This window comes from Streptomyces sp. NPDC085481 (genome assembly GCF_044541845.1).
In the GTDB taxonomy this organism is placed as follows: Bacteria; Actinomycetota; Actinomycetes; order Streptomycetales; family Streptomycetaceae; genus Streptomyces.
The window spans coordinates 22,656-33,382 of sequence record NZ_JBITTJ010000012.1; the positions used below are offsets into that span (position 1 = coordinate 22,656).

Here is a 10,727-nt window from a genome sequence, read left to right on the forward strand (position 1 = left end):
AGCGATTGCGGCCCGCCCGGCCGGGGAGGACGATGGCAGGTATCAGTCAGTCCGTCCTCTACTACGGCGCTAGGGCGGCCGGGCAGGTGCGTCATGCCTCTCACCGAGACGGAGTGGGGCCTCGTCACCAGCTGGGTGCGGGACCATCTTCTGGACAACCCCGATCCTCGGACACGGCTGCTTGGCACCGCCCTGACCACGGACTTCGTGGCGGATCTCCCGCTGACCCCCGACCGGGACGAGAACGCGCGCCGGATCGTGGGCGCGGCCCGCCGGGACGTCGCGCACCAGCGGCGGCTGCTCGACGCGCTGGCCAGGCTCGACGCGCTCGACCGGCTCGACGCGGCGGACGCGGTCGGCCGGGGCACGGAGGTGCGCTCGCTGCTCGGCCGGCTGCGCGAGGACGAGGAGGTGCGGCACTCCGCACAGGACCCGTTCGAGACGCTGGTGCTGCGGGGCGGCACCGAGGTGTTCATCGACCGGTCCGAGCTGCGCGAGAAGCTGCGCCGTTTCGTGGCCGACCCGGAGCAGACGGTGCTGGTGGTGGACGGCGAGCCGGACAGCGGGCGCTCGTACACGTATCACCTGATCCGCCATCTGGGCCAGCACTGCGGGTTCCGGCCGGTGCGTGTGACGCTGTCGCGGACCTCGACGGCGGCGCGGCTCGTGGGGCGGCTCGCCGAGTTCGTGTCGGGTCCGAGCGTCGACGGACTTCCGTTGAACCCCACACAGTTGAACGATCCACTGCCCTCGCTCGACGACGCCGTGCACCGGATCGTCAGCCGCGCCACCGCCGCCGAGGACCGCTTCTGGCTGGTCCTCGACGAGTGCGACCAGCTCGACCCGAACGCCGACGTCTGGGACTGCATCGGCAAGCTCGCCCTCGCGATCTACGAACACACGGCGGTACGGAGGGACGCCGTGCCCCGGCTCGTGCTGCTCGGCTACTCCACCGCGATGCGCCAACTCCCGTACGACATCCGCAAGAACGAGGTGCGAGACACCGCGCGGGCGGTCGGGGCGGACGAACTGCGCGAGTTCTTCGGGCGGTTCCTCGCCGAGGCGCCCGACGCCCCGCCCGTGGAGCTGCTGCCCGGTCTGGTGGACAGCACGGTCGCCGAGGTGCTGCGGGTGGCCGAGGCGGCGGACCACGCCGACAGCTACATGCGCCGGGTGTGCACCGCGGTCGAGGAGGTCGTACGCGCCCGCCTCGGCCTGACGCCCGGCGGCGACGCCGCCGAAGCGCCGCGCTGGGGAATGCGCCTGCCCACCGCACCGCCCGCCCCCGCCCTCTCCGAGCTGCGCCGCGCCTACCGCGAGGCGGCCTGTCTGCTCGACGCGTTCGACCCCGTACAGCTGAGGCTCCCCGGCGAGGCGCGGGCCACCGGCCAGGCGGCCCTCGAACTCGTCGACGACTGCACCGCCCTCGCCGCCCCGCAGCGCTCCCTGCGCTGGGTCCTCAGCCCACAGGTGCGGGAGGCGGCCCTGCGGGGGATCGCGGGTCCCGCGGCCGCCCGCGCCGCCCTGGAGGCGAACACCGACGCCCTCCCCGAGGGTCCGTGCGTCGAACGCGCGGCGCTCGCCCTGCTGTCGGGCGCCCCGCCCGCCCTCGCCGAGCTGAGCGTCGAGGACCTCTCCGACACCCTGCAGGCCGTCCTGTGGCTCGGCCACGTGCCCGGCACGGAGGGACTGCTGCCGACCGCCGAGGACGTCCAGCACCACCTGGAGCGGGCCCGGCTGCTCCAGCCCATGCGGCTCCTGGCACACGGCACCTTCCACGGCCGGCTACGCGAACTCGACGCGCTGCGCTCCTACATCGCCCTGCCCACCGAGCCCGCCGAGCCACCGGTCCTCATGTACGGCATCGGCGGCATCGGCAAGAGCACCCTGCTCGCCCGCTTCCTCCTCGACAGCCTGCGCGAGGCCGCACCCGACGGATTCCCGTTCGCCTACATCGACTTCGAACGCCCGACGCTCTCCATCCACGAACCCGCGACGGTCATCGCCGAGGCCGCCCGCCAGCTCGGCATCCAGTACCCCGGCCACCGGGCCGCGTTCGACACACTCGCCGACCGCTGCGGCGAGACCGCCGCGGAACAGCGCGGCGAACGCAACCAGCTCGACGAGCTGAACCGGCTGTCCGCGACCCGGGTCACCATCGGCCGCGACTACTCGGCCGGCTTCCACGCCCGGGCCAGCGCCCACGAGCAGGATCTCGCCCGCGAGCTCGCCACCCTGGTGGCGGCGGCCGCCGCCACCCCGGCCGGGCAGATGGACCCGCCCCTGGTCATCGCGCTCGACTCCTTCGAGGAGGCGCAGTACCGCGGCTCGCCCGCCATCTCCCGCATGTGGGCGGTGTGGACCGCGCTGCGCGCCGCCTACCCGCGGCTGCGGTGGGTCGTCGCGGGCCGGGCACCCATCGACCACCCCGCGCGGGTCATCGCCCCGCGCACCATGGAGCTGGGAGAGCTCGAGGAACAGCCCTCCGTGGACCTGCTGATGTCCAGCGGTGTCGACGACGAGTCCGTGGCCAGGAGCCTGTACGACCGGGTCGGCGGCAATCCGCTCAGCCTGAAGCTCGCGGCCCAGACGGTCTCGGTCCTCGGCGAGGAGTCCGCCTCGCTCGGCGAGTTGCTGCGCACCCTGCCCTCGCGACGCCGCTACTTCCACCACAGGGTCGACCAGATGCTCATCCAGGGCACCCTGTACGACCGGATCCTCAAGCACGTCGCCGACCCGGACGTCCGCGCCCTGGTCCAGGCGGGGCTCGCGCTGCGGGTCATCACCCCCGAGCTCCTCCGCGACGTCCTCGCCGCACCGGCGGGGCTCGCCCCCGCCTCCACCGCCGAGGCGGGCCGCTTCTTCGGTCTGCTGACCTCCCGGCTCGACCTGATGGAGTCGGCCGGGCCGCAGGCCATCCGGCACCGTTCCGACCTGCGCTCGATCATGCTGCGGCTGTCCGACAGCGCCCGCACCGACCTGATGCGGGCCGTGGACACCCGGGCGATCGCCTTCTACGCGGCGCGCGAGGGCATCCGGGACCGCGCCGAGGAGATCTACCACCGGCTGCGGCTCGGCGAGAACCCCCGCACGGTGGAACGGCGTTGGCAGGCCGGGGTGGAGAACTACCTGGCGGGCGCGGACCGCGACATGCCTCCCCGCTCGGCCGCCTTCCTGCTCGGCCGGATCGGCGGGCACGTACCGGACCAGATCATGGCCGAGGCCGACCAGGAGGACTGGGAGCGGATCGCCGCCCGCGAGGTCGAGGACCTGCTCACCCAGGGCTATGTGGAGGCAGCCGCCGAACGGCTGGCCGAGCGGCAGCCGTGGACGCCGTGCAGCAGGCTGCACGCCCTGCTCGTGGAGTCCCTGGCCCGCTCCGGGCGGACCGCGGACGCCCGGGCCACCGCCGAGCGGGCGGTCGACGGCGCCGAGGAGGCCGGCTGTGCGGAGACCCGCCTGGAGCTGCTGCAGCTGTCCGCGCGGCTCGCACAGGACGCCGGCGACTTCGCGGACGCCGACCGCAGCCTGCAGGAGGCCGAGTCCGTCGCGACCGGTCTCGGCCTGCCGTACGAGTCGATGGGCGTCCTCGTGGCCCGCTCCCGGCTCGCGGCCGCGGCGGACGGGGAGTCCGAGGAGACCGACCGACGACTCGCCCGTACGCTGCGCGGCATGCCCGACGAGGCGCTGGCCGAGCAGCCCGCCCTGGCCCGGGCCGCCGCCGCCTCCGCCGGGCGGGTCGACCCGGAGGTCCTCGAGCACACCCTGCGGCTCGTGGGACTGCCCGGCGACGACGAAGCGGTGGTGGCGGCGCTCGCCCGCTGGATCGAGACGGCCATGGCCGACGAGCCGCAGCTGCGCGAGCCGCTGACCCGCATCCTGGAGTCGGCGGCCACCGGTGCGGAGGGCCCGGCCGGGCCGCCGCCCCCGGTGTCCACCACGGCCACGCACGTCCACGCGCTGCCCCACGCGCAGGTCGAGGAGGCGCTGCAGGCGGCACGCCGCCACGGCACCCTGGACAGCCTGGCCTGGCGGGCCCTGATGCTCCGCGACGGCAGCGGCGACCTGCTGCTCGGCGTGGCCGCCGCGATGGACGCGGGCTCGCCCGCGCCCGCACCAGGACAGGCGCACGGCTACTGCCCGCTGCCCGGGCGCGCGGGCCTGGTCGGCGCCACCCCGCCGCCCGACTCCGCGCAGGCGGCCTGGCGGACGGTGCCGTTCCTGTCCGAGGAGGCCCTCCTCGGCGTGCAGGGCGCGGCGGTGGAGGCCGGGCTCGCCGAGACCGCGCTGCGGTCGCGGCTCTTCGCTGGCACCACACCGCAGTTCCGGTCCGGACTGCCGCCCCGCGAGACCCCGTTCGAGCAGGTCCGCTCCGACCTGTTGACGATGAACCGGGTGGAGCGGCTGATCGACGGCACGGTCCCGCTGGAGGTCTGGCTGCGCAACGCCCTCACCCTCACGGCCGAGCCCGGTCCGGTCGCCGTCTTCCAGCGCGCCCTCGACCACGTGTCGCGCGACGCGTCGGGCGAGCCCGAGCTCCGGATGGACTTCCTGCCCGGTGAGATCAAGGAGGAGGTCGTCTTCCGGGACGACACGGTCCCCTTCGAGTTCCTGCAGGGCGGCTTCCGGGCCGGTGCGGCCGTCGCCCGCATCAGCGTCCCGCCGTACGAGTCGGGGGCGCCGCTCCAGCCCGCCTACCCGCACGCGGGCACCGGCTGGCTCATCGCACCGGGCCTGCTCGTCACCAACCACCACGTGGTCAGCGCCCGCACCCGCACGCCCGGCACCCCGCGCACCGTCGTCGCGGACGAGGACCTCCAGCTCCAGGTGCGCAACTCCCGCTCGCGGTTCGACTACGGGGCGGACGAGACGGAGACCGAGGAGGCCACCGCGGGCGCGCTCGTGGCCTGGGACGAGACGCTCGACTACGCGGTCATGCGGCTCGCGGCGGTGCAACGGGAGCGGCCGGTGCTGCGGGTGGCGACGGTCCCGCTGGCGTCCGGCGCGGGCGAGCCGGTCGCGGTCAACATCATCCAGCACCCGGGCGGCCGGCCGAAGCGGGTGGCGCTGCGCAACAACCTGGTCTACCAGGCGGACGAGCGGGACGTCGTCTACTTCACCGACACCCGCGGCGGGTCGTCGGGCTCCCCCGTCTTCACGGACGAGTGGCAGGTGGTCGCCCTGCACCGAGGCACCCGCCGGATCGAGGAGGTCGACTTCCAGGGAAGGGCGACGGCGTTCGTGAACGTCGGCACCCAGATGAGCCGGATCCTCACCCATCTGCGGGAGAACCGGCCGGAGTTGTACGACGAGATCATGGCGGCCCAGTCGGCCCTCTTCGAAGAGCCGTGACAGTCGGAGGTGTCGGGAGATGCGGTACGGATCACGCAGCGGCTCGCACAGCGGTTCACCGGTCGCGACCGGACCCGAGCAGGTCTTCGGCGATCTGCGCGAGGTGGCCGCCCGGGTGCGGTCGGACCTGGAGGCGGAGATCGAGATCGAGGAGTCGGCGGTGGAGCTGCCGCCCGGCGCGGCTCCCGCGACCGAGATCTCCCGGTTCGCCCAGGCGGAGCGGGCCCGGGTCCTGGAGGCGGGCGTCACCGGCCTGGAGAAACTGGCTGACGACCGGGCCGACGAGATCGACGAGGACGAGTACTTCGGGGTGGAGGCGATCGTCCTCCTGGAGGGCCGGCCCGCGATCCTCGTGCAGGGGCAGGACTTCGCGGCGCAGCCGGGCGACTGGGCGGTGCTCGACGCGAGCCGGGCCGCGATCCACGAGTCGATCGCCCGGGTGGGCAGGGTCGAGGTCACGGGCCATCCGAGCCTGGACTGGATCGGCACGGCCTTCCAGGTGGGTCCCGAGGCGGTGATGACCAACCGGCACGTGGCCGCCGAGTTCAGCCGCTCGGAGGGGGCCGGCTGGACCTTCCAGGAGGGCATGACCGCCCGGGTGGACCCCGGCGAGGAGCTGCCGGTCCACCAGGCCCCCGGTCCGGTGCCGGCCGCCGGCCCGCTGCCGTACGAGGTCACCGAAGTGATCGGCATCCACCCGGACGTGGACATGGCGCTGCTGCGGATCGCCCCTCCCGACGGCGAACCGCTGCCGACCCCGCTCGCGGTCGCCGCCGACGCCCCGGCGAGCGTGCCCGGGCGGCCGGTGTACGTCATCGGCTATCCGGCGTGGGACGGGCGCCGCAACGAGCCCGAGTCCATGCGGCGGATCTTCATGGACATCTACAACGTGAAGCGCCTCCAGCCGGGCATGGCCACCGAGTTCACGCCCGGTGACCTGGTCATGCGGCACGACTGCTCCACCCTCGGCGGCAACAGCGGCTCCCCGGTCTTCGACCTCACCGACCACCGCGTCCTCGGCCTCCACTTCGGCGGCCGCTACCGGATCGGCAACGTGGCCGTGCCGCTGTTCGAGCTGGTGGACGACCCGCTGCTGGCCCAGGCCAAGGTCAACTGGGTGTGACGGACCGGCCTTGACTCAGGGCGCCTTCCGCGCGTCGTCGTCCGAGGCCGGTTCGACAGGGCGTCGGAGCGGGTCGACGCGCCGGGCGGCGGCGTCACCGAGGAGGCCGAAGACCGGGCGCAGCCCGTCCGGGCGGCGGTCGACGGGCAGGTGGTCGACGAAGTGCACGCGCGCGCCGAGGGCCTCGGCGCCGCCGTCGGCGGTGCGGTCGTCGCCCACCATCAGCGTCTCGGCGGGCGCGAGGCCGAGCCCTTCGCAGGCGAAGCGGAAGATGGCGGGGTCCGGCTTCTGGACGCCGACCTCGTACGACAGGGCGTAGACGTCGACCCACTCGTCGAGGCCGTGGGCGCGGAACACCGGCCGGAGGTCCCAGCCGATGTTGCTGACCACGGCGACGGAGACGCCGCCGCGGCTCAGCTCGCTCAGGGTGCGCGCGGTGTCGGGGTACGGATGCCAGGCCTCGGGGGCCATGTGGCGGTCGTAGAGGGCGCGTACCAGCTCCGGCTCGGTGACCCCGGCCTCCTTGATCAGCCCGGAGTACGCCGCCCGGTGCCGCTCGGCATCGAGGTCGCGCTCGGCCCACAGCCGGCGCAGCCGCCGGGGCAGCCGCTGCGGGGCCGGGCCGCCGGGAAGGGCACCGTGGGCGGTCAGCCGCTCCACGGTGTGGGCGAACTCGTCGCCGGAGAGCGGGACGTCGTTCTCGGTGAGGACGGCGTCCAGCCAGTGGGCGGTGGACTCGACACGCAGCAGCGTGCCGGAGAAGTCGAACATGACGCCTTTGATCACCCCTCGATCGTAGAGCGCCCGAGGGGGAACTCCCGGAACCTCATCCGGGGCATACCTTCCGGGGGTACGCGGTGAATCGCCCTAGGGTCCGATCTCGAACGTGGGCGGTCGGAGACCCGCGAGGCAACCCGTGTTCGGCGCGGTCGGAGTGTCGAAGAACGAGCGCGTGATCGTCTGCGCGCACGTCGAGTCGGCGAAGACGACATGCGCGACGTAGGGGACCGTGACGACCGTGGACCGGCTCAGCGTACGGGCGGCGTACGGCCCGCTGCTCGGCGCGGTCTGGGAGTCGAACCCGCCGGACAGGACGAGCGTCGGGATGTCGCTGCGCGTCACCTGGCGGATGGAACGGGGTGCGGCGGGGATGTCCCAGGCGCGGCAGTCCGCGTGCATCCAGCTGAGCAGCGGAGCGTTGGCCAGCACCGAGCGGGGGAACGACGGGAACGCGCGCCGTCCGGCCCGGATCACGTCGGCCTCGCTCTCGAAGGGTGTCCACTCGCTGCAGAACACGCCGAAGACGAGCCCGTGAGAGACCCTCCCGATGGCCTGCGGGCTGAGCTTTCCGCCCGCGTACTGCTCGGCGATCCGCTGCGGGTTGCCGTGGGCCAGTTCGTCGATGGAGCGGGGCACTCCGGCCGCGAGATGGCTGGCGAAGGTCAGCCAGTTCACCAGGAGCCCGCCGTCCAGCGTGACCTTCACCGGCTCCGGGTGGCCCGGAACCGTGACGGTGGTGGTGACCGGTCGGGCTTCGAGCTCGACCACGAGGCGCTCGAAGGTGGCCTTCAGGTTCGGATAGCGGGTGTTGCAGGCGGGCTGCCGCGCGCAGGTCTCGAAGATGCTGTCGAAGCCTTCACGCGCGGCCTTCCAGGTCACCGCCCCGCCGGCCAGGGACGGCGGCAGGACGCCGTCGATGCCGACCGACCGGATGCCCTTCGGGTGCAGGCGCATGTACTGGAGCGCCAGGTCGGTGCCGTAGGAGATGCCGAACACGTTCCACTGCCTGATGCCCAGCGCCCTGCGCAGACCGTCGTAGTCGGCGGAACTCTCGGTGCCGTTGTAGGCGCTGAGGTCGACCCCGCGGCTCACCAGCTTGTCGCGGCACTTCCGCGTCTCCTCGACGTGCAGGCGACCGGTGGACCGCGCGCCGAAGACGAGATCGAGGGAGTTCGCGACGAACTCGTCGACGTTCCGGCAGGTGAGCTCCGGATCGGCCGAGTAGGTCCCCCGCTGGGACATGAAGATCACGTCGCGGTCGCGGTTCAGCCCGCCGGCGACCGCCATCGGGATCTCGGACACCGCGTCGTCGCCGGGTCCGCCGGCGAGCCACACGACCGGGTCCGGTGCCGGCCTGCTGGTGACCGCGGGGATGATCGCGACCGCCAGGGTGATCTTCCGCCCCTTGCGGTGGGAGCGCTTCTCGGGCACGGTGAGCGTCCCGCAGCGGGCGCGCGCCAGGTCGGGGATCGGGTCCGCCGTCCTCGGGCAGGGGCCGGGCTCGAAGCGGGCGTCGCCCGCCGTCCGCGCGACCGTGCCGAGCCGCGCTCCGGCGCCGGACTCCGCCACGGCGGGCATGGCGGCCAGGCCGACGACCAGGGCACCGGCCGTGGCACCGGCCAGCGTGGCCGGGAGCCGGCGCGACGCGCGCCGGTGTCGGGGTGGGCTGAGGGACATCATCGGGTCTCCAGGTCAGGGATGATCGTGAACGGTTTGGGCGCGAGTCCCGCCACGCAACCGGTGTCGGGGGCGGTCGGACGCGCGAGGAACGAAGCCAGGACGCTTGCCGCGCAGGGCGACTGGGGGACCACGAAGTGGCCGATCCCGGGAATCCGCACGGCGGTCGAGCGGGGCAGCGTGCGGCCCGCGTACGCCCCCCAGCTCGCCCCGGTCTTGGCGTCGAAGGTTCCGGAGATGATCAGCGTCGGCACCGTGCTGTAGGTGGCCACGCGCTGGATCGGGGTGCGGTCCGGGACGTTCCAGACGCGGCACACGTCGTGCTCGAAGGGAAGCTGCGGCGCATGGGCCAGCACCGTGTCCGGCCAACCGGGGAAGGCCCGGCGTCCCGCCTGCAGCAGGTCGGACCGGGAGAAGCCCGGCACCCACTCGGCGCAGGCCACCGAGTTCGTGAGCCCCTGGGCGAACTCGCCGATGACGGGCGTCGCGCCGGCGGCGCGGGCCCGCGCGAAGCGCTCCGGATTGCCGTGGGCGAGTTCGTCGAGCGCCGCCGGGACGTCGACGGCCGGCAGGGCACCGCCGTCGGTGACCAGCAGGTTCACCAGCGCGCCCCCGTCAAGGACGACCTTCACCGGGTTCCCTCCCCCGGAAGGCTCCACCGTCACCGTCAGGGGGTTCGCCTCCAGCCGCCGGACCTGTTCGGTCAGGGTGCGCGGGAGGTCCGGGTAGCGGCTCTTGCAGCTCGGCTGGGCCGCGCACGCGTCGAAGATCGCGCCGATCCCCTCCCGGGCGCTGTCCCAGGTCCACGGCAGGCTGACGATCTGCGGAGGCACGACCGAGTCGATCGTCAGCGAGCGAATCCCCTGGGGGTGCCGGCGCAGGTAGGTGAGCCCCAGGTCGGTGCCGTAGGAGTAGCCGTAGACGTTCCACCGGTGGATGCCCAGCGCCTTGCGCAGGGCGGCGAAGTCCGCTGCGTTCTCGGTGGTGTTGTAGGCCCTCAGGTCGATGCCGTCGGCGGTCAGACGGTCCTTGCACTGCTTCGTGGCACGCACCAGGAGCCGCCCGGTCGAGGGCGCGTCGTAGCGCAGACCCACGGCGTCCGCGTGGAACCGGTCGACCTCCGGGCAGACGAGGCTGGGCTGCGAGTACGGCCCGCCGCGCTGGGTCATGACGATCAGGTCGCGATCGCGGTTCACGCCGGAGGCGACCAGGAACGGGATGGCCCCGATCGGGTCGCCCCCGGGGCCCCCTTCCATGAACACCACCGGATCCCCGGCCGGTTTCGACGACGCGGCCGGGATCACCGCGACCGTCAGCCGGATGGTCCGCCCTCCCCGGTGGGCACGGTTCTCGGGCACCTCCAGGACCCCGCACCGTCCGGGGATCGGATCGGGCGTCTGCGGGCAGGGACCGGGCACGAACCGCGCCGGCGCATCCGGCCGGGGCTTCCCGACGGGTGGTGGTTCGGCACCGCTCGCGGCCGGGGCGACCGCGCCCAGGAAGGCCAGACCCGCGGCGGCGAGCGCCACACCGGTACGCGCGTCCCGCGCCCTCAGCCGTGTGTACCGGCGTCGCGCCCGCTTCCGTACGGACCCGCCGCTCCCACGAACGGCCGACAGCCGGCCCGTTCCGATGCCCTGTTCCGCCATGTGATTCCGTCCTTCTGACGTGCCCGCGCCGCACCGGCCGGCGCGACTCCAGGTGGCTCCGCCCGCCGTCGCACGGCCCGGGCGGGCGCCGCGTACGCCAGCCTGAGCCCGTGGCAGGACGTCCACCACTCGTGAGCTCCACTCGG

5 protein-coding genes are annotated in these 10,727 nt (G+C 73.7%); 2 read left to right on the plus strand and 3 right to left on the minus strand.

Annotation, left to right across the window (positions count from 1 at the left end):
- The first annotated feature begins 93 nt into the window (after nt 1–93).
- Together ACIGEZ_RS23880 and ACIGEZ_RS23885 are read left to right on the plus strand one after the other, a co-directional pair.
- The gene (locus ACIGEZ_RS23880; RefSeq protein WP_399834281.1) at nt 94–5,352 is read left to right on the plus strand and encodes a trypsin-like peptidase domain-containing protein; all 5,259 of its coding nucleotides are present in this window, start codon (nt 94–96) and stop codon (nt 5,350–5,352) included.
- A gap of 19 nt (nt 5,353–5,371) precedes the next feature.
- A complete protein-coding gene (locus tag ACIGEZ_RS23885) occupies nt 5,372–6,475 on the plus strand; it encodes a trypsin-like serine peptidase (protein WP_399834283.1) in 1,104 nt (367 codons plus the stop codon).
- 15 nt (nt 6,476–6,490) lie between these two features.
- Here the strand turns inward: ACIGEZ_RS23885 and ACIGEZ_RS23890 are convergent, their stop codons facing one another.
- The 3 genes from ACIGEZ_RS23890 to ACIGEZ_RS23900 all read right to left on the minus strand — a co-directional run bounded on the left by ACIGEZ_RS23890 (nt 6,491) and on the right by ACIGEZ_RS23900 (nt 10,581).
- Nucleotides 6,491–7,246 carry an HAD family hydrolase gene (locus tag ACIGEZ_RS23890; RefSeq protein ID WP_399834677.1) on the minus strand — a complete coding sequence of 252 codons (756 nt, stop codon included), beginning with the start codon at nt 7,244–7,246 and terminating at the stop codon, nt 6,491–6,493.
- A gap of 96 nt (nt 7,247–7,342) precedes the next feature.
- On the minus strand, nt 7,343–8,935 hold the full coding sequence (locus ACIGEZ_RS23895; RefSeq protein ID WP_399834285.1) for an alpha/beta fold hydrolase: 1,593 nt from the start codon (nt 8,933–8,935) through the stop codon (nt 7,343–7,345).
- Nucleotides 8,932–10,581, minus strand: coding sequence for an alpha/beta fold hydrolase (locus ACIGEZ_RS23900; RefSeq protein ID WP_399834287.1), 1,650 nt, complete (start codon nt 10,579–10,581; stop codon nt 8,932–8,934). The genes ACIGEZ_RS23895 and ACIGEZ_RS23900 overlap by 4 nt, the downstream gene beginning before the upstream one ends.
- Between the last annotated feature and the right edge of the window lie 146 nt (nt 10,582–10,727).

What these genes read in the sequence shown, in the direction of transcription:
- ACIGEZ_RS23895 (WP_399834285.1), bottom strand. Translation starts at nt 8,935, where the DNA reads ATGATGTCCCTCAGCCCACCCCGACACCGGCGCGCGTCGCGCCGGCTC.
- ACIGEZ_RS23885 (WP_399834283.1), top strand. Translation starts at nt 5,372, where the DNA reads ATGCGGTACGGATCACGCAGCGGCTCGCACAGCGGTTCACCGGTCGCG.
- ACIGEZ_RS23880 (WP_399834281.1), top strand. Translation starts at nt 94, where the DNA reads ATGCCTCTCACCGAGACGGAGTGGGGCCTCGTCACCAGCTGGGTGCGG.
- ACIGEZ_RS23900 (WP_399834287.1), bottom strand. Translation starts at nt 10,581, where the DNA reads ATGGCGGAACAGGGCATCGGAACGGGCCGGCTGTCGGCCGTTCGTGGG.
- ACIGEZ_RS23890 (WP_399834677.1), bottom strand. Translation starts at nt 7,246, where the DNA reads ATGTTCGACTTCTCCGGCACGCTGCTGCGTGTCGAGTCCACCGCCCAC.